Genomic DNA, 17,270 nt, shown 5'->3' with positions numbered 1-17,270 from the left:
TTCAGGCAAGCGTCGCCCGCCGCCGCTGTGGCACCATCGTTGAATGAACGACATGACTGACATGAACGACAAGCCAGCCTTCCTGGCGAACGCGGCCCGGCTGACGCATGCGTTCTTCGACCGCGACACCGAGACGGTGGCGCGCGAGCTTCTCGGCTGCCTGCTGGTGCACCGCAGCGACGGCGTCGAGCGCATTGGCCGCATCGTGGAAACCGAGGCCTATCTCGGCGTCGAGGACCTGGCCGCGCATTCGTCCAAGGGCATCACGCCGCGCACCCGCATCATGTTCGGGCCGGCCGGCTATGCGTATGTCTACCTGATCTACGGGATGCATCATTGCATCAATGTCGTCACCGGGCCGCCGGGCGAGGGCACCGCGGTGCTGCTGCGGGCGCTGGAGCCGGTGCGCAACCTGCCCGGCAAGACCAGCGGGCCCGGCCTGTTATGCAAGGCAATGGGCATAGACCGCCGGCTCAACGGCCATGACTTCTGCAGCGACGACCTGCACATCCTGGCGCGGCCCGACGGCTATGCGGCGCCGGTCGTGCATCGGCCGCGCATCGGCGTCGACTACGCCGGCGAGTGGGCGGCGCGGCCGCTGCGCTTCTACCTCGAAGGCAACAGCCATGTGTCGCGCAAATGAGCGCCGCGGCTAGCGGGTCGTAAAGGACCAGGAAAGATTGACCGGCACGTCGTCCACCGTGCCGACGAAACGGACGTCGTAGACGGTCCGCGGCCGCAGCACGGCCAGCGGGATGATGGCGGCGACCGACGGTTCGCCGATCTCGGCATCGGTCTCCTTACGCAGCAGCCTGGTGGCCAGCGCCGCGCCGCCGCGCGGATTGATGGTGAAGGACTGCACGGTCAGGGTGGACGTGATGTCCGCATGCACGCTCACCGGATAGCCGACCTCGTTGCGGTCGGGCACCGGGTCCGGCTGCTCCTGGTCGGAAAAGAACACGGTGGGCAGGTTCTGCTGGTCGCGGAACGGATAGATCACCAGCCTGCCGTCCCCCAGGCCGTTGCGGTTGAGCGTGCGGGTGGCGAAATTGGTCGTGAAATAGGTATAGCCGCTGCCGGCGGTGGTGCTGGCCGCGCCCACTTCCAGGAATTTCGGCTCGAAGATCACGAAGCGATGGTAGATCGCGGCGATCAGGTCCTCGGCCGCATTGACGCCGTTGGTGTCGGGCGTGGACGAGATCACTTCGCCATACGCGTAATTGCTCTCCGGTACCGAGTATTGCGCCGCGCGCAGCCGGTCGAGCACGTTCGCGCCGGTAAATCCGCGCCGTCCATTGATTTCGTCATGCGTGATCGTATTGTTCAGCGCCTGGTAATTCGAATGGTTCAGGGCCGCCGTGTCGATCTGTCCATTGCGGCTGAGGGTGGAGAGACCCATCTGCTGGCGCCGGAAATTGAACCAGTTGAAACCGTCGGTCGCCATGTTGCCGGTGGCCTGCGGCGCGCCGGCCTCGGCGACCGGCGTGGCGGTCGTGTCGCTTGCGCCATTGCCCGACTGCGCGGTGCTGGTCGCGCTGTCGGTTCCGCTGTCGTTACCGCCACCGCCACCGCCTCCGCATCCGGCAATCAGCGCCACGGTCAGCAGGGAAACCAGCCATGCGCTGGGACGGGCATTCATACGTTGTGCGGTAGCCATGGCGTTCCTTGGACAAAAATGAAAGGGGAGTGAGGCGGACACTGGCGGAATTTGACACGAATCCAGATGCCGGGTTCAGGCTGGGAAGTATACGCGAACCGTCAGGCCGCCATGTTCGTTGTCGTCAAGCAATATGCGCGCGCCATGCAGCGCGGCGATGTCGCGCACGATGGTCAGGCCCAGCCCGGCGCCCGTGCCGTTGACCTGCTGCGCGCCGGGCGCCCGGTAGAACGGCGCAAACACCCGTTCGCGCTCGCCGGCGGCGATGCCGATGCCGCTGTCCTCGACTTCCAGCACTGCGCCGTCGCCGGCCGCCAGCACCCGCAGCGCCACCCGCCCGCCTGCCGGCGTGTAGCGGATCGCATTGTCGAGCAGGTTGGCCAGCAGCTCGTGCAGCAGCAGCGCATTGCCGGTCACCAGCACGTCCTGCTCGGCCTCCAACGACAGGTCGATGTCCTTGCCAACCGCGGCCATCGCCAGCGCCATGCCGACCTGGCGCGCGGTGTCGCTCAGCGACACGCTGACCAGCTGGCCCTCGGCGACGCCATGCTCGGCGCGCGCCATGGTCAGCAGCCGGTTGGCCAGGTGCACGGTGGCGTCGGTGGTGCGGGCGATGCCTTCGACGATCTCGCGCATCGCCGCCGGGTCGCTGGCCCGCAGCGCCAGCTCGGCCTGGGTCTTGAGCACCGTCAGCGGCGTGCGCAGCTGGTGCGAGGCGTCGGCGATGAAGCGGCGCTGGCCGCCGATCAGCGCATGCAGCCTGTCCATGTAGCCATTCATCGCATGCACCAGCGGCCGCACCTCCCGGTGCACCAGCGCCGCGTCGAAGCCCGCCAGGTCGGTCGGCGCGCGGCTGGCGACATCCTCGGTCAGCCGCATCAGCGGCCGCAGCACGAAGCGCACCGCGAACCAGGACAGGAAGGCCACCGCCAGCACCAGCGCCGCCTGCCGCCACAGCGTGTCGAGCAGGATCTTGCGGGACAGGTCGTAGCGGGCGTCGAGCGACTCGCCGACCTGGATCAGCGCGATGCCGCGCATCGAATCGTCGTAGACCGGCTGCAGCAGCGCGGCGATGCGCACCGGCGTGCCGCGGTAGCTGGCATGGTAGAAGCGCACCAGCGCCGGGTAGATGTCGGACCGTTTCGCCTTCGCCGGCACCGGCGGCAGGTCGTCGTAGCCGGACACGAATTCGCCGTTGATGCCGGTGACCTTGTAGTACAGGCGGCCCAGCGTGTCGGTCTCGAAGCTGTCCAGCGCGACATAGGGCACGTCGGCCACGACCCGGCCGTTGACGATGGAAACCCGCTCGGCCAGCGCGCGGGTCGAGGCCAGCAGCGAGCGGTCGTAAGCAAGGTCGGCGGCGTCCAGCGCATTGCGGTAGACGGACACCGCGTTGATCGCCACCAGCACCGCCAGCGGAATGAGCAGCCAGCGCAGCAGCTGCCCGCGCAGGCTGCCCAGCCGCCGCGGCGCGGGCGTCATTGCCGTTCCTGCAGCAGGTAGCCGAGTCCGCGCAGCGTGGTGATGACGACCCGTCCTTCCTCGACGGTGTCGAGCTTCTTGCGCAGCCTGTGGATATAGATCTCGATGGCGTCCGGGCTGGCCTCGTCGTCCAGCGTGAAGACTTCGGCGAACAGCTTGTCCTTGGGCACCACGCGGCCGGCGCGCGCCAGCAGCGCCTCCAGCACCGCGTATTCGCGCGGCGTCAGCGCCAGCGCCGCGCCGCCGTAATGGAACATGCGGGTCACCGTGTCGAAGGACAGCGCGCCGCAGCGCAGCGTCGGCGCCTCGTTGCCCTGGCTGCGGCGCAGCAGCGCCTTGACCCGGGCCTCCAGCTCCGCCAGTTCGAAGGGCTTGGCCAGGTAGTCGTCGGCGCCGAGGTTCAGGCCCTGCACCCGTTCGTTCAGCCCGCCGCGCGCGGTGAGGATGAGCACCGGCGCCTTGCCGCCGCGCGCGCGCAGCCGGCGCAGCACCTCGAGGCCGTCCATCTTCGGCAGCGTCAGGTCGAGGATGACCAGCGCGTATTCCTGCGTGTGCAGCAGGCTGTCGGCATCGGCGCCGTTCATCGCGAATTCCACCGTCAGGTGCGCATCCTGCAGCGCCTGGCCTATCCAGCGCGACAGCTCCAGGTGATCTTCGACCAGCAAAATGCGCATCGGGCGGACAATTGAAAGGAAGTTGAAAGGGAAGCCGTCGTATCGTTCGTCCCACAAGAACATAAAACCATTCCTGGAGACGACATCATGCAGCGCCACGGCTTTTTCATCATACCCAGATTCGCCTTTTTATCCAACGCGCAGGCCTGAGCGTGGCGGTGACTGCGTGAACCGTTCGGACACCGTCAATTTCGCAGGGTGCAATAAGCGCAGGCGCATTGCACCGTCCGTCAATGACGGACGGCGTTTGCCTGGCGGCTGGTGCAATGCGCTGCGCTTATTGCACCCTGCATGCCGCGGGTTCGGCGTCGGCATCCTGCTGTCGCTGTTTCTCAGCACCGCCTTTGCCGCCGAGTGCATCGTCCCCTCCAAGCCCGGCGGCGGCTTCGACCAGACCTGCAAGCTGGCGCAGAAGGGCCTGGGCGGCGACGCGCTGCGGCTGTCCTACCTGCCGGGCGGCATCGGCGCGGTCGCCTGGAGCTCCATCGTCTCGCAGCGGCGGGCCGAGCCGGACACGCTGGTCGCGTTCTCGGGCGGCTCGCTGCTCAACGTGGTGCTCGGGAAGTTCGGCCGCTCCACCGGCGCCGACGTGCGCTGGGTGGCGGCGGTGGGCACCGACTACGGCATGATCGCGGTGCGCGCCGACTCCCCCTACAAGTCGCTGCGCGAACTGGTGGCGGCGATGCAGCGCGACCCGGCCGCGGTCACCATCGGCGCCGGCGGCACCATCGGCAGCCAGGACTGGATCAAGGTCGCGCTGGTGGCGAAGCAGGCCGGCGTCGACCCGAAGAAGCTGCGCTTCGTCGCCTTCGAGGGCGGCGGCGAATCCTTCACCGCGCTGCTGGCCGGCCATGTGCAGGTGGTGTCGGGCGATGTCTCGGAAGCCTCGCTGCATGCGGTGTCCGACCGCATCCGGGTGCTGGCCGTGCTGTCGGATGCGCGCCTGCCCGGCGCGCTGGCGCAGGTGCCCACCGCGCGCGAGCAGGGCTACGACGTCACCTGGCCCATCATCCGCGGCCTCTACATGGGGCCGCAGGTGCCCGATGCCGACTACCGCCGCTGGGTCGCCGCGTTCGACCGGATGATGGCCGACAAGTCGTTCGACCAGCTGCGCGCGGCCCACGGCCTGTACCCGTTCGCCATGACGGGCAAGCTGCTGACCGACTATGTCGCAAGGACCGAAGAGAATTACCACCGGCAGGCAGCCGAACTGGGCCTTGTTCGCTAGGCCCGCAACATTCCATCCAAAAAACCAAGGAGCAGACATGAAATTTTCCAATACCCTGATCGCCGCCGCCGTCCTGACGCTGGCTGCCGGCGCCGCCAGCGCGCAGGCGCCTGCCGGCTACCCGGCCGACTATGCAAAGATCGTCGACGGCGCGAAGAAGGAAGGCAAGCTGGTGATCTACAGCGCCACCGACTCCAAGGCTGCCGAACCGCTGATCAAGGACTTCAGCGCGCTGTACCCGGGCGTCAAGGTCGAATACAACGACATGAACTCGACCGAGGTCTACAACCGCTTCATCTCGGAAGCCGCCGCCGGCGGCGCCACCGCCGACCTGATGTGGTCGTCGGCGATGGACCTGCAGGTCAAGCTGGTGTCCGACGGCTACGGCCTGGCCTACAAGTCGCCCGAGGGCGCGGCGGTTCCCGCCTGGGCCAACTGGAAGGACACCGCCTATGGCACGACCTTCGAGCCTGCCGTGTTCGTCTACAACAAGCGCCTGGTGCCGGCCGACGAAGTGCCGTCCACCCATGCCGACCTGGCCAAGCTGATGACGACCAAGGCCGAGAAGTACCAGGGCAAGATCACCACCTACGACATCGAGAAGGCCGGCGTCGGCTTCACCTTCATCACCAACGACCTGGCGATCAATCCGCAGTTCTGGGACTTCGCCAAGACCCTGGGCCAGGCCGGCCTGCGGGTGCAGTCGTCCACCGGCACCATGCTCGAGCGCATCTCGTCCGGCGAGAACCTGATCGGCTACAACATGCTGGGTTCCTATGCGCTGGTGCGGGCGAAGAAGGACCCGTCGATCGGCGTGGCCTTCCCCAAGGATTACACGCTGGTGCTGTCGCGCGTGATGTTCATCAACAAGTCGGCGAAGAACGTCAATGCCGCCAAGCTGTGGCTGGACTACGTGCTGTCCAAGCGCGGCCAGACCGTGATCGCCAATGAATCGCAGCTCTTCGCGATCCGCTCCGACGTCACCGGCGAGACCACCTCGGCCGAACTGACCAAGCAGCTCGGCACCGCGCTCAAGCCGCTGACCGTCGGCCCGCAGCTGCTGCAGTACCTGGACCAGACCAAGCGCCTGGCTTTCCTCAAGCAGTGGAAAGAAGCGACCGCGAAGAAGTAAGCGCAAGCAGCGCCGGCGCCGTGCCCGCCAGGGCATGGCGCCCGATCATTCACATCATCTAACGGGACTGCCATGCAAACCCATCCCCTGCAACCGACCGCGCCGCTGCAGCTCGAACTGCCGCGTCCGTCCGGCCGCATCAACTGGAACCGCGGCATCGTGGTGACGCTGACGCTGCTGGCCATCTTCGTGCCGCTGACGCTGATCTTTTACCAGAGCGTGCTGTCGGCCCCATTCTTCTCGCCGGCCAGGGAACTGAGCCTGGAGCCGTACCGCTTCATCTTCGACGACCCCGACTTCCGCCAGGCCTTCATCAACGGCTTCATGCTGGCCTGCGGCCTGGCCCTGATCGCCGTGCCGCTGGGCGGCATGCTGGCCTTCCTGATGGTGCGCACCGACCTGCCTGGCCGCAACTGGATCGCGCCGCTGCTGCTGGTGCCCATCTTCGTCTCGCCGATGGTGGTGGCCTTCGGCTACGTGGTGTCGATGGGGCCGGTCGGCTTCTACACGGTCTGGGTCAAGCAGCTGATCGGCGTGCAGCCGTGGAATGTGTATGCGTTCCCGAGCATCATCGTCATCGCCGGCCTGACCCACGTGCCGCACGTCTACCTGTATGCATCGGCTGCGCTGAAGAGCCTCGGCTCGGACGTCGAGGAAGCCGCTCGGGTGGCCGGCGCGTCGCCGCTGCAGGTCGCGCTCAATGTGTCGCTTCCGATGATCATGCCGGCGCTGGCCTATTCCGGCGTGCTGGTGTTCTTCCTCGGCTTCGAGGTGTTCGGCCTGGTGCTGGTGCTGGGCGACCCGGAAGGCCACCTGGTGCTGGCGACCTACCTGTACAAGCTGACCAACAAGCTCGGCACGCCGTCGTATCACCTGATGGCGGCGGTGGCGGTATGCCTGGTCGCGGTGACGATGCCGCTGGTGATGCTGCAGCGCTGGCTGCTGAAGTCGGCCAACAAGTACGTGTCGATCAAGGGCAAGGGCGCGCGCCAGAAGGCGCTGCCGCTGGGTAAATGGAAATGGGTGGCGTTCGCGCTGATCGCGGCCTGGCTGGTGTTCACCATCATCGTGCCGATTTCCGGCATCGTGCTGCGCGCCTTCGTCACGCACTGGGGCGAGGGCGTGAAGCTGCTCGACGTGTTGACGCTGGCCCACTTCCGCGACATCTACGAACAGCCTTCGCTGGTGCGCGGCATTACCAACACGGTGCTGATCGGCGTGATCGGCGGCGCGGTGGCGGTGCTGTGCTACAGCGGCATCGCGCTGGCGATGCACCGCAAGCCGGACGGCATCACCCGCGTGCTCGACTACAGCGTGCTGGTGCCGCGCGCCGTGCCGGGCCTCCTGGCCGGCCTGTCCTTCCTGTGGGTGTTCCTGTTCGTGCCGGCGCTGCTGGACAACGGCCTGAAGATGTTCGACAACGATGTCGCGCGCTGGCTCAGCGACAACCTGATCCCCCAGCTGCGGGCGCTGCGCTCGACCATCTTCTCGGTCTGGCTGGCGTACTCGGTGGTGTGGATGGCCTACGGCCTGCGGCTGATCACGACCGCGCTGCTGCAGGTCGGGCCGGAGCTGGAGGAAGCGGCGCGGGCCGCCGGCGCCAACCGCGGCCAGGTGACGCGCGACGTCACGCTGCCGCTGGTGAAGTACGGCCTGATCGGCGCCTGGCTGATGGTGTTCCTGATCTTCGAGCGCGAGTACTCGACCGGCGTCTACCTGCTCTCGCCGGGCACCGAGGTGATCGGCGCGATGATCGTCTCCATGTGGGGCGCCGGCGCAGTCGACCTGGTGGCCGCGCTTTCCTTCATCAACATCACGCTGGTGGCGATCGGCCTTGCCATCGCATTGCGCTTCGGCGTCAGACTTCACGATTAAAGGACTTCATCATGTCTGAATTACGCGTCAATAACCTGTACCTGGACTATGGCACCGGCGCCACCGCCAATGCCATCCTGAAGGGCGTGTCGATGGACCTGCAGCGCGGCGAGGTGGTGGCGCTGCTGGGCCCGTCGGGCAGCGGCAAGACCACGCTGCTGCGCGCGGTGGCCGGGCTGGAAAGCCCGAAGTCCGGCACCATCAACATCGGCGACCGCGTGGTGTTCGACGGCGAGCGCAAGTTCGAGATGCCGGCCGAGCAGCGCAGCCTCGGGCTGGTGTTCCAGTCCTATGCGCTGTGGCCGCACAAGACCGTGGCCGACAACGTCGGCTACGGCCTGAAGCTGCGCAAGGTGCCCGGCGACGAGATCGCCAAGCGGGTCAAGGAAGTGCTGGGCCAGCTGGGCCTGGGCCATCTCGGCGAGCGCTTCCCGCACCAGCTCTCCGGCGGCCAGCAGCAGCGGGTCGCGATTGCCCGCGCGCTGGTCTACAACCCGCCGGTGATCCTGCTCGACGAGCCGCTGTCCAACCTCGACGCCAAGCTGCGCGAGGAAGCGCGCGCCTTCCTGCGCGAGCTGATCGTGCGGCTGGGCCTGTCGGCGCTGATGGTCACGCACGACCAGGCCGAGGCGATGGCCATTTCCGACCGCATCCTTCTGCTCAACAACGGCAAGATCGAGCAGCAGGGCGCGCCGCAGAGCATGTATGAAATGCCCGACAGCCTGTTCACCGCCGAATTCATGGGCAGCAACAACAAGCTGCCCGGCAAGGTGATCCGCCGCGACGGCGACCGCGTGACGCTGGATGTCGACGGCTCGACCATGATGGGCACCGCGCGCGGCGGCAGCGTCGACGGCACGGCGACGGCGATGATACGGCTCGAACAGGTGCGCATCTCCGACACCCAGGCCGACAATGCGATCCGGCTGCCGCTGTCGACCTGCATGTACCTGGGCGACCGCTGGGAATGCCTGTTCCACCGGCCGGAAGCGCGGGAAGGCGGGCTGCGCGCCTATTCGCCCTACCGGCTGGCGCCGGGCGACTACTGGCTGCAGCTGCCGCAGGAAAAGCTCTGGGTGTTCTGACGCCGCGCCGGGGCCGGGACGCCTGATGCGCCCGGCGCGAACGGCGCGCGACGCGCGTCGTTTCCGTGGCCGCGCCGGCCGGCCTGCACCAGCCTGCGCGGCCCTGCACTGACTGCCGTCCTCCATCCTGCAAGCTGCCCCGATCGCCGCGATATGCGACCATCGGGGCAACTGCCTTCCAATCCATCACCATGCCGTTCCCGACCTTCGCCGACTTTCGCTCCTTCATCGTTACGCTGCTGCTGGGCCTCGCCGCCGCCGGCCTGTGCAATGCGCTGCGTACGCCGCTGCCGTGGATGATAGGCCCGCTGTTCGCCAGCGCCGCCACCCGCATGGCCGGCGTGTCGCTGTATTGCCCGACCGCGGTGCGGCAGGGCGGGCAATGGGCGATCGGCACCGCGCTCGGCCTGTACTTCACGCCGCTGGTGGTCAAGGTGCTGGCTTCCTACCTGCCGTGGATCTTCGCCGGCACCGTGTTCGCCATGGCGCTGGGCATCTCGTGCGCCTGGCTGCTGGCGCGGCTGTCGGGCGTCGACCGCGTCACCGCCTTTTTTGCGATGGCAGTCGGCGGCGCTTCCGAGATGGCGGCGCAGGGCGAGCGCCACGGCGCCGCGGTGGACCGGGTCGCCGCGGCGCACAGCCTGCGCATCATGATGGTGGTGGTGCTGGTGCCGTTCGCATTCAAGTTCCTCGATGTGCATGGCCTCGACCCGTTCGTGCCCGGCGCGCGCGTCGTGCATTACGACGGCCTGATGCTGCTGGTGGCGCTGACCTCGGCCGGCGCGCTGCTGCTGTCGCGCTTCAACTGGCCCAATGTCTGGGTCATCGGGCCGCTGCTGGTGGCCATCCTGCTGACCGCTTTCGGCGTGAACCTGTCGGCGCTGCCGGAATGGATGACGCATTTCGGCCAGCTCTTCATCGGCATTTCGCTCGGCACCCGCTTCACGCCGGAATTCCTGCATACCGCGCCGCGCTACCTGGCCAGCGTGGCGGTCTGCGCGCTGCTGGCGATCCTGGTGGCTGGCGGCTTCGGCATGCTGCTGGCCTGGACCAGCAGCATCAACCCGGCCACCGCCATCCTCGCCACCTCGCCGGGCGGCATCGCGGAGATGAGCCTGACCGCGCGCACGCTCAATCTCGGCGTGCCCATCGTCACCGCCTTCCATGTGATCAGGATGTCGGTGCTGGTGCTGACCATCGGCCCGCTGTTCCGCTCGATGCGCTACTTCCAGGCGCGGGCCGACGCCTAGGGCGTGTTTCTCGCTGGCTGGAACACACCCTGCGACCTGTCCTTCCGCACATTGTCCCAGGCGAATACCTGGCCGCTCATTACCACATGCACCCCCGCCGGCAGCGTCTGCGCGACGCCGAATGCCATGCCGAAGTTGAACAGCGCATCCGAGTTGGCAATTTCATACGGGATCATCGCGCCGGTGAGGACGATGGTTTTGTCGAGCTCGGCCTGTCCAAGCACCTGCGCGGTTTCCGGCATCGTGTCGGTGCCGTGGATGACGATGATGCAGTCCTCGCCGGCGCGCCGGCAGGCGTCGAGTATGCGCAGCCGGTCCTCGTCCTGCATGTCCAGCGAATCCAGCAGCGGCAGCTGCTCGAGGCGCACCGGCTGGCTGATGCGGCTGCGCGCAATCACGGCCGGCAGCACGCTGGCGCCGAAGCCGAGCGTGCCGGCAATTTCATCGTAATGCTTGTCGAAGGTGCCGCCGGCGGCAATCACGCATAAGCTCATGGCAGTAATGTGGGAATGGAAGCGGGAGGCGGCTATCATAGCGCAGCCGGCTTCCGGAAAATTTTGCGTTTGCGGGAATTTCCAGCGCGTATCGCCGATCCAATACCGGTTGCCTGTCCTGTCCCCCTGTCGCCTGAACCGCCGGCTTCCAGCCGTGGCGGTTGCCGCTACACTGTGGCTACATTTTGGCCTTGCAAGTCCTTTCCTTTCCACCGAACCCATGAAACCCGTCGCTCCCGGAACCGTTATTTTCCATCGCTATCGCGGCTATGGCGTGATCACCTCGGTCAATCTGCTGACCGGCTGGATCTCGGCCCGCTTCGGCGCCGAAGGCCGCACGCTGGACCTGAACCTGTCGTCCGACCAGGTCCAGCATGCCGACGGCGAACCCATCCTGTTCCGGGTCCAGCCGCCGGCGCGCATGCCGCATGCGCGGCTGATGGAAATGGTGCGCGGGCTGCACCGCGCCGGCTACCAGCGGCTCTACCTGTACACCTGGCCGAAGGCGTCCGGCCTGCACTGGCGCTGGCACCTGTTCACCGGCCCGCGCAACTGGATGCAGCGGCCGTGGCGCGAGGGCTGGTACGGTTCGGGCGCCGAGTACAACCTGAATCCCATCATGGGCTGGGGCGACGCCCCCGGCGCCGATGCGCAGGAGCTTTCCAGCGCGCTGGCGCGCTTCGACCCGCAGGGCATGTCGCAGGCGCTGGGCCGCGACGAGGATCACGCGGCCTGGTTCGAGATGGTGTGCGAGGCGCTGCTGCCGGACTATGCGTTCAGCCTCGGCTGGGACCAGGGCGACTCGCAGCCGGAAGGCTTGCCGGTGATCGCGGTGCGGCGCGGCGTGCCCGACTATGCCGGCCCGGCGCTGCCGTGGCCGCCGGGCTGGGCCGGGCTCTGGCCCAGCGTGCCGGCGATCCGCCTGATCAGAATAAATCCGGCTGGCGTGCCGTCCGACGACCTGCGTTGATCTGCGCGATCGTCAGGCTGCGCGGGCCGGGCAGCACGGTCACCGCGTCGCCGGCGGCAATCATCCCGGGCCGCAGCACCCGCAGGTAGAAGCCGGTGTGGCCGCTCTGGTCCATCAGGCGCGCCGCGTGGGACAAGCCCATTTTCACGTTCAGCTTGAAGCAGGGCGTGCGCACCTCGCTCACTTCCAGCAGCGCCGTGCCCACCGCCAGCCGGTCGCCTATCCAGCAGGCGTCTTCCAGCAGGCCCTGCACCGTCAGGTTCTCGCCCAGCGCCCCATGAACGAGCGCGGCGTCGCCCTTGCCGGCCAGCCGGCGCTGGGTTTGCCAGAATGCGTAATGCTCCAGCGGATACGCGTACACCGCCTTGCCCGGACCGCCATGCAGCCGGCGGTCGGCCTGGGCATCGCCGTCCAGCCCCAGGCGGCCCACCGCCACCGGGCCGGCGACCGGCTGCTTGTGTATCGCCGTGGCGACCTGGCGGCCGTTGGCCGGCACGGGGCCGAAGAGGGGGCCGACCTGCGCCACGTTCACGCTGATGAGTTTCATTGCTGGTCCCGTCATGGTTTGCATTGGTGCGGCGAGGCGGCCGGCTGCACCAGGACGCGGCGTTTCCGGCGCCGGGCGAATGGCACGGCTCTTGCTGAAAGCGTGGCCACAGACAACCAGGAGGAAGAAATGGATCGCACGCTAGTCACCGGCAAGATCATCGCCGCAAAAGTAAGGAAAGGGCTGCATTGGCGCGATATCGCCGTCAGCATCGGACAGAGCAAGGAATGGACCACCGCTGCCTGCCTCGGCCAGATGACATTCACCAAGGCGCAGGCGGCCGTCGCCCAGGAACTGTTCGAACTCACCGACGAGGAATGCGCGTGGCTGCAGATCGTTCCGTACAAGGGTTCGCTGGCAACCCCGGTGCCGACCGACCCGCTGATCTATCGCTGGTACGAGATCGTCAGCGTCTACGGCACGACAATCAAGGAACTGATCCACGAGGAATTTGGCGACGGCATCATGAGCGCGATCGACTTTTCGATGGATATCCAGCGCGAGGCCGATCCCAAGGGCGACCGGGTCAACGTGGTCCTGTCGGGCAAGTTCCTGCCATACAAGACATATTGAAGTCCGGCCGTTCTCTGCTGCGCTGATCCGGCGCGATGCGTTAACCGTCAACGCATCGCATGCGGTCGGCGACATTCGCCGGCCTTCCTTTTTCCCTTTGTCTCCCGCCGGGACCTACGCCTTCAGCGCTTCCGGATTCAGCACGTTCTTCGGCGTCCCGTTCGCAAAATCCACGATATTGCGGAATGCGGCGTCGAAGTACAGTTCGTAGCCATCCTTTTCCACGTAGCCCAGGTGCGGCGTCGCCAGCACGTTGTCCATCCGCAGCAGCGGGCTGTCCGGCGCCAGCGGCTCCTGCTCGAACACATCGAGCGCCGCCTGGCCCGGCCGGCCGGCCGCCAGCGCGGCTTCGAGCGCGCCTTCCGCGACCAGTTCGGCGCGGCTGGTGTTGACCAGGATGGCGGTCGGCTTCATCGCGGCCAGATCGGCCGCCTGGACGATGCCGCGGGTCGCGTCGTTCAGGCGCAGGTGCAGCGTGAGCACGTCGGACTGCGCGAAGAACTGCTCCTTGCTGGCGGCGACGGAATAACCGTCCTGCTGCGCCGCCTGCCGGCTCGGTTCGCGTCCCCAGACCAGCACCTGCATGCCGAAGGCCTTGCCGTAGCCGGCGATCTTGCGGCCGATCTTGCCATAGCCCCAGATCCCCAGCGTGCGGCCCTTGAGCGCCACGCCCAGCCGGTTGTGCTGCGGCAGCGGCGAAGCCGATTGCCATACACCCTGCTTCAAATAACCGGCGTACTGGCTCACGCGCCGGCTGGCGTCCATGATCAGCGCCCAGGTCAGCTCGGCCGGCGCGGTCGGGTCGCCGACGCCCTCGACAATGGCGACGCCCTGCGCGGTGGCGGCGTCGACATCGACATGGCCGCTGACCTTGCCGGTCTGCGAGATCAGCTTCAGGTTGGGGAGCTTGTCCAGCAGCGCCTTCGATATCACGGTGCGCTCGCGGATCAGCACCAGCGCCTCGAAAGGCGCCAGCCGCGCCGCCAGCTGGCCGATGCCGCGCGCACTGTTGTTGAATACCTTGACGTCGTGGCCGTCAAGCAATTGAAAGCAATCCAGTTGCCGGACGGCATCCTGGTAGTCGTCGAGTATGGCGATCTTCATCAATGAATTCCTGTTTTGGGTGGCAGGGCCGAACGTGTCCCGGCAGATGATAGCGTGCCGGGGACAATTCGCCGGTGACCGGAGAAAATGCGGCAGCGCAGCAAAATAGCTGAAAAAATGCGAGGGAAAACAAGGGTTTAGCGCGGTATAGCCTACTATTTAAGTCGACTACTATTTCCTCCAGAGTTGAGCTTTGTCGTTGGATTTGCAAAAAAGACAGGTGTACAATCACCCACCATTTTTCGCAAACCTGCCCGTATTCACGAAGCAACATACCGGCTGGCAAACCCTGCCGCCAAGCATCGCGCTCTTTGCCCCAGACGCACCCAGGCCTGCCAGGCCGCCCGCCAGGGCGCCGGCAACTGGACAGCGATCCCGGTATGCCAGTACAGATTTTTTTATCGTCATTGGAGGTAGTACCCATGAACCAGCCCGTTATGGACGGCATCACCGCCGTCGAGGCGCCATCCTATGTCAAGCACCAGAAGCTGATCAGCTGGGTCGCCGAGATCGCTGCGCTGACCAAGCCTGCCAACATCTACTGGTGCGACGGCTCGCAGGAAGAATACGACCGCCTGTGCAACCAGATGGTCGCCGCCGGCACCATGAAAAAGCTGAACCCGGAAAAGCGTCCGAACAGCTACCTCGCCTGTTCCGATCCGTCGGACGTGGCCCGTGTCGAAGACCGCACGTTCATTTGCCCTGAAAAGCAGGAAGACGCCGGCCCGACCAACAACTGGACCGCGCCTGCCGAAATGCGCGCCACCATGAACGGCCTGTTCGACGGCGCGATGCGCGGCCGCACGATGTATGTCGTTCCGTTCTCGATGGGCCCGCTCGGCTCGCCGATCGCGCACATCGGCGTCGAGCTGTCCGATTCCCCCTACGTTGCAGTCAACATGCGCATCATGACCCGCATGGGCCGCGCGGTGTACGACGTGCTGGGCAGCGACGGCGACTTCGTGCCATGCGTCCACACCGTCGGCGCGCCGCTGCAGGCTGGCCAGAAAGACGTGCCATGGCCTTGCAATCCGACCAAGTACATCGTTCACTACCCGGAAACCCGCGAAATCTGGTCGTTCGGCTCCGGCTACGGCGGCAACGCGCTGCTGGGCAAGAAGTGCTTTGCGCTGCGCATCGCCTCCATCATGGGCCGCGAAGAGGGCTGGCTGGCCGAGCACATGCTGATCCTGGGCGTTGAAAACCCGGAAGGCAAGAAACACTATGTCGCAGCGGCATTCCCGTCGGCCTGCGGAAAGACCAACTTTGCGATGCTGATCCCGCCATCGGGCTTCGACGGCTGGAAAGTCACGACCATCGGCGACGACATTGCATGGATCAAGCCGGGCGCCGACGGCAAGCTGTACGCGATCAACCCGGAAGCCGGCTATTTCGGCGTCGCGCCGGGCACCAACAGCGACACCAACTTCAACTGCATGGCGTCGCTGAAGGAAAACACCATCTTCACCAACGTCGCGCTGACCGACGATGGCGACGTCTGGTGGGAAGGCATGACCAAGGAAGCGCCTGCGCACCTGATCGACTGGCAGGGCAAGGACTGGACCCCGGAAGTTGCGAAGGAAACCGGCCGCAAGGCAGCGCATCCGAATGCGCGCTTCACCGTATCTGCCAGCAGCAACCCGGTGCTCGACCCGTCCTGGGACGATCCGGCCGGCGTGCCCATCTCCGCCTTCATCTTCGGCGGCCGCCGCTCGACGACCGTGCCGCTGGTCACCGAAGCGCGCGACTGGGTCGAAGGCGTCTACATGGCAGCGACCATGGGTTCGGAAACCACCGCGGCCGCAACTGGCCAGCAGGGCGTGGTTCGCCGCGACCCGTTCGCAATGTTGCCGTTCACCGGCTACAACATGAGCGAATACTTCCAGCACTGGCTGGAAATGGGTGAAAGGCTTTCCGCCACCGGCGCCAAGCTGCCGCATATCTTCTGCGTCAACTGGTTCCGCACCGACGAAAACGGCAAGTTCGTCTGGCCGGGATTCGGCGACAACATGCGTGTCCTGAAGTGGATGCTCGAGCGTATCGAAGGCACGGCTTCGGAAGGCGTGGAACACCTGTTCGGCACCACCCCGCGTTACGAAGACCTGCACTGGGCCGGCACCGACTTCAGCCGCGACAAGTTCGACAAGATCACGTCGATCGACCTCGATGCATGGCAGGACGAACTGAAGCTTCACAGCGAACTGTTTGAAAAACTGAGCTACAAACTCCCGCAGGAACTGCAAACCGCCAAGGACAAGCTGGAGCAGCGGCTCAAGGCATAAGCAAGCGTCCGACGTCCGCTGCAGGCGCCGCAGTCATGCGGCGCCTGCAGCCGGACCCGGATGTCGAAGCGGCACAGCAGGCAAAACAAATGCGCGGCAGGGTAACCTGGCCGCGTTTTTCTTTGGCATACCGGGGAAACGCATGGCGGTGCTCATCATCATCTTCGACTACAGTCCGACGGGCGCTTCGCACTACCCGATGATCCGTGCGATCAAGAATTATCCATGGGCAAAGTTGACGAACACCAGCTACGCGATTTCTACCGACCTCACGCCGCAAGCCGTATTTACCCAGTTGCGCAGCCTGATGGAAAGCTCGTGTAACTTGTATGTCATCACCAGCAGAAAGCCATTTGCCGGTTATGGGCCGGAGTCGGTGAACGAGTGGATGCAGCAGCATTAACGGCCGCTGCTGGCCGACCCGGCAAGGAATTCCGGACAGGCTGGCCCAGGGGAAGCTGATGCAATCCACGGCAGGGGATGTGGGCGGCTCGATGCAAGCGGCTCGATGCACGCGGCCTGATGCAAGCGCCATCATGCAGGCGCCCCGATGCTCGACGGCCAGCATGACGGCCCGTCGCTATTGATGGACAGTCATTGGACAAGGAGAAAGGTAGCAATCCATGTACATGGTTTATTGGACCGAACTGGCGAACGAAATTCAGAAGCCGGCACAGGCGCTGTTTCCCGCGGACGATCTGCGCGCCGCCCTGCAGTTCATGGAAGAACTGCGCCAGCGGCAGCGTTCCGGCGAGCCTGTCAGCTTTGTCGTGCTGTCGTCGGAAAACCCCGATTCGGTAGGGCAGGCCGGCGCCGCCGACCCGGCGCCGAATTACAACTGGATGAAGCGGAGAAGACAGTGAACGCCGCGCCCGTCTCCAGCGAAATGCATCGGGGCGCCCGCACGGGAGGGGCGC

The 17,270-nt window shown here is 66.0% G+C and carries 17 protein-coding genes; 11 read left to right on the top strand and 6 right to left on the bottom strand.

Features of this window, described 5'->3' with window-relative positions:
* The first annotated feature begins 43 nt into the window (after positions 1–43).
* Complete coding sequence (locus QOL82_RS14310; RefSeq protein ID WP_283442958.1) at positions 44–643, top strand: DNA-3-methyladenine glycosylase; 600 nt, start codon at positions 44–46, stop codon at positions 641–643.
* Positions 644–652: 9 nt separating this feature from the next.
* On the opposite strand, the gene QOL82_RS14305 is transcribed toward QOL82_RS14310, so the two are convergent.
* The 3 genes from QOL82_RS14305 to QOL82_RS14295 form a co-directional block, all read right to left on the bottom strand.
* Positions 653–1,657 carry a CAP domain-containing protein gene (locus QOL82_RS14305; RefSeq protein ID WP_283442957.1) on the bottom strand — a complete coding sequence of 335 codons (1,005 nt, stop codon included), beginning with the start codon at positions 1,655–1,657 and terminating at the stop codon, positions 653–655.
* 75 nt (positions 1,658–1,732) lie between these two features.
* A complete protein-coding gene (locus tag QOL82_RS14300) occupies positions 1,733–3,139 on the bottom strand; it encodes a sensor histidine kinase (protein ID WP_283442956.1) in 1,407 nt (468 codons plus the stop codon).
* Positions 3,136–3,813, bottom strand: a complete 678-nt coding sequence (locus QOL82_RS14295; protein WP_283443033.1) for a response regulator — start codon at positions 3,811–3,813, stop codon at positions 3,136–3,138. The genes QOL82_RS14300 and QOL82_RS14295 overlap by 4 nt, the downstream gene beginning before the upstream one ends.
* A gap of 280 nt (positions 3,814–4,093) precedes the next feature.
* Between QOL82_RS14295 and QOL82_RS14290 the strand changes: the two genes are divergently transcribed.
* The 5 genes from QOL82_RS14290 to QOL82_RS14270 all read left to right on the top strand — a co-directional run bounded on the left by QOL82_RS14290 (position 4,094) and on the right by QOL82_RS14270 (position 10,383).
* Entirely contained in the window at positions 4,094–5,041 is a 948-nt protein-coding gene (locus tag QOL82_RS14290; RefSeq protein ID WP_430438484.1) for a Bug family tripartite tricarboxylate transporter substrate binding protein, read from the top strand.
* Between the two features lie 37 nt (positions 5,042–5,078).
* Entirely contained in the window at positions 5,079–6,173 is a 1,095-nt protein-coding gene (locus QOL82_RS14285) for an ABC transporter substrate-binding protein (protein WP_283442955.1), read from the top strand.
* A 72-nt stretch (positions 6,174–6,245) separates the two neighbouring features.
* Positions 6,246–8,048, top strand: coding sequence for an ABC transporter permease (locus QOL82_RS14280; protein ID WP_430438483.1), 1,803 nt, complete (start codon positions 6,246–6,248; stop codon positions 8,046–8,048).
* Positions 8,049–8,059: 11 nt separating this feature from the next.
* Positions 8,060–9,133 (top strand): ABC transporter ATP-binding protein, encoded by a 1,074-nt coding sequence (locus QOL82_RS14275; RefSeq protein WP_283442954.1) that lies wholly within the window; start codon positions 8,060–8,062, stop codon positions 9,131–9,133.
* Between the two features lie 191 nt (positions 9,134–9,324).
* Entirely contained in the window at positions 9,325–10,383 is a 1,059-nt protein-coding gene (locus QOL82_RS14270) for an AbrB family transcriptional regulator (RefSeq protein WP_283442953.1), read from the top strand.
* On the opposite strand, the gene QOL82_RS14265 is transcribed toward QOL82_RS14270, so the two are convergent.
* Positions 10,380–10,877: an asparaginase domain-containing protein gene (locus tag QOL82_RS14265; RefSeq protein WP_283442952.1), complete on the bottom strand. Its 498-nt coding sequence runs from the start codon at positions 10,875–10,877 to the stop codon at positions 10,380–10,382. The two genes, QOL82_RS14270 and QOL82_RS14265, sit on opposite strands and share 4 nt — an antisense overlap.
* Before the next feature lie 220 nt (positions 10,878–11,097).
* Between QOL82_RS14265 and QOL82_RS14260 the strand changes: the two genes are divergently transcribed.
* Entirely contained in the window at positions 11,098–11,847 is a 750-nt protein-coding gene (locus QOL82_RS14260) for an L-asparaginase (protein WP_283442951.1), read from the top strand.
* On the opposite strand, the gene QOL82_RS14255 is transcribed toward QOL82_RS14260, so the two are convergent.
* Positions 11,804–12,394, bottom strand: a complete 591-nt coding sequence (locus QOL82_RS14255; RefSeq protein WP_283442950.1) for an MOSC domain-containing protein — start codon at positions 12,392–12,394, stop codon at positions 11,804–11,806. The genes QOL82_RS14260 and QOL82_RS14255 overlap by 44 nt on opposite strands.
* A 129-nt stretch (positions 12,395–12,523) precedes the next feature.
* Between QOL82_RS14255 and cynS the strand changes: the two genes are divergently transcribed.
* Positions 12,524–12,967, top strand: a complete 444-nt coding sequence (gene cynS / locus QOL82_RS14250; RefSeq protein WP_283442949.1) for a cyanase — start codon at positions 12,524–12,526, stop codon at positions 12,965–12,967.
* A gap of 114 nt (positions 12,968–13,081) precedes the next feature.
* On the opposite strand, the gene QOL82_RS14245 is transcribed toward cynS, so the two are convergent.
* Positions 13,082–14,071, bottom strand: a complete 990-nt coding sequence (locus tag QOL82_RS14245) for a D-2-hydroxyacid dehydrogenase family protein (RefSeq protein ID WP_283442948.1) — start codon at positions 14,069–14,071, stop codon at positions 13,082–13,084.
* 422 nt (positions 14,072–14,493) lie between these two features.
* On the opposite strand from QOL82_RS14245, the gene QOL82_RS14240 reads away from it, so the two are divergent.
* The 3 genes from QOL82_RS14240 (at position 14,494) to QOL82_RS14230 (ending at position 17,216) form a co-directional block, all read left to right on the top strand.
* Entirely contained in the window at positions 14,494–16,353 is a 1,860-nt protein-coding gene (locus QOL82_RS14240) for a phosphoenolpyruvate carboxykinase (GTP) (protein WP_283442947.1), read from the top strand.
* A 142-nt stretch (positions 16,354–16,495) separates the two neighbouring features.
* Positions 16,496–16,756 carry a hypothetical protein gene (locus QOL82_RS14235; RefSeq protein ID WP_283442946.1) on the top strand — a complete coding sequence of 87 codons (261 nt, stop codon included), beginning with the start codon at positions 16,496–16,498 and terminating at the stop codon, positions 16,754–16,756.
* A gap of 220 nt (positions 16,757–16,976) precedes the next feature.
* Positions 16,977–17,216 (top strand): hypothetical protein, encoded by a 240-nt coding sequence (locus QOL82_RS14230; protein ID WP_283442945.1) that lies wholly within the window; start codon positions 16,977–16,979, stop codon positions 17,214–17,216.
* The last annotated feature ends 54 nt before the right edge of the window (positions 17,217–17,270 follow it).

The organism is Noviherbaspirillum suwonense, assembly GCF_900182955.1.
GTDB classification, from domain to species: Bacteria; Pseudomonadota; Gammaproteobacteria; order Burkholderiales; family Burkholderiaceae_D; genus Noviherbaspirillum_A; species Noviherbaspirillum_A suwonense.
Note: the sequence above shows the minus strand (reverse complement) of the source record. Positions and strands in the feature narration are given on the sequence as shown.

Bases quoted from the DNA above. Each gene is read 5' to 3' on its own strand.
- QOL82_RS14310 (WP_283442958.1), top strand. From the start codon at position 44: ATGAACGACATGACTGACATGAACGACAAGCCAGCCTTCCTGGCGAAC.
- QOL82_RS14305 (WP_283442957.1), bottom strand. From the start codon at position 1,657: ATGGCTACCGCACAACGTATGAATGCCCGTCCCAGCGCATGGCTGGTT.
- QOL82_RS14300 (WP_283442956.1), bottom strand. From the start codon at position 3,139: ATGACGCCCGCGCCGCGGCGGCTGGGCAGCCTGCGCGGGCAGCTGCTG.
- QOL82_RS14295 (WP_283443033.1), bottom strand. From the start codon at position 3,813: ATGCGCATTTTGCTGGTCGAAGATCACCTGGAGCTGTCGCGCTGGATA.
- QOL82_RS14285 (WP_283442955.1), top strand. From the start codon at position 5,079: ATGAAATTTTCCAATACCCTGATCGCCGCCGCCGTCCTGACGCTGGCT.
- QOL82_RS14280 (WP_430438483.1), top strand. From the start codon at position 6,246: ATGCAAACCCATCCCCTGCAACCGACCGCGCCGCTGCAGCTCGAACTG.
- QOL82_RS14275 (WP_283442954.1), top strand. From the start codon at position 8,060: ATGTCTGAATTACGCGTCAATAACCTGTACCTGGACTATGGCACCGGC.
- QOL82_RS14270 (WP_283442953.1), top strand. From the start codon at position 9,325: ATGCCGTTCCCGACCTTCGCCGACTTTCGCTCCTTCATCGTTACGCTG.
- QOL82_RS14265 (WP_283442952.1), bottom strand. From the start codon at position 10,877: ATGAGCTTATGCGTGATTGCCGCCGGCGGCACCTTCGACAAGCATTAC.
- QOL82_RS14260 (WP_283442951.1), top strand. From the start codon at position 11,098: ATGAAACCCGTCGCTCCCGGAACCGTTATTTTCCATCGCTATCGCGGC.
- QOL82_RS14255 (WP_283442950.1), bottom strand. From the start codon at position 12,394: ATGAAACTCATCAGCGTGAACGTGGCGCAGGTCGGCCCCCTCTTCGGC.
- cynS (WP_283442949.1), top strand. From the start codon at position 12,524: ATGGATCGCACGCTAGTCACCGGCAAGATCATCGCCGCAAAAGTAAGG.
- QOL82_RS14245 (WP_283442948.1), bottom strand. From the start codon at position 14,071: ATGAAGATCGCCATACTCGACGACTACCAGGATGCCGTCCGGCAACTG.
- QOL82_RS14240 (WP_283442947.1), top strand. From the start codon at position 14,494: ATGAACCAGCCCGTTATGGACGGCATCACCGCCGTCGAGGCGCCATCC.
- QOL82_RS14235 (WP_283442946.1), top strand. From the start codon at position 16,496: ATGGCGGTGCTCATCATCATCTTCGACTACAGTCCGACGGGCGCTTCG.
- QOL82_RS14230 (WP_283442945.1), top strand. From the start codon at position 16,977: ATGTACATGGTTTATTGGACCGAACTGGCGAACGAAATTCAGAAGCCG.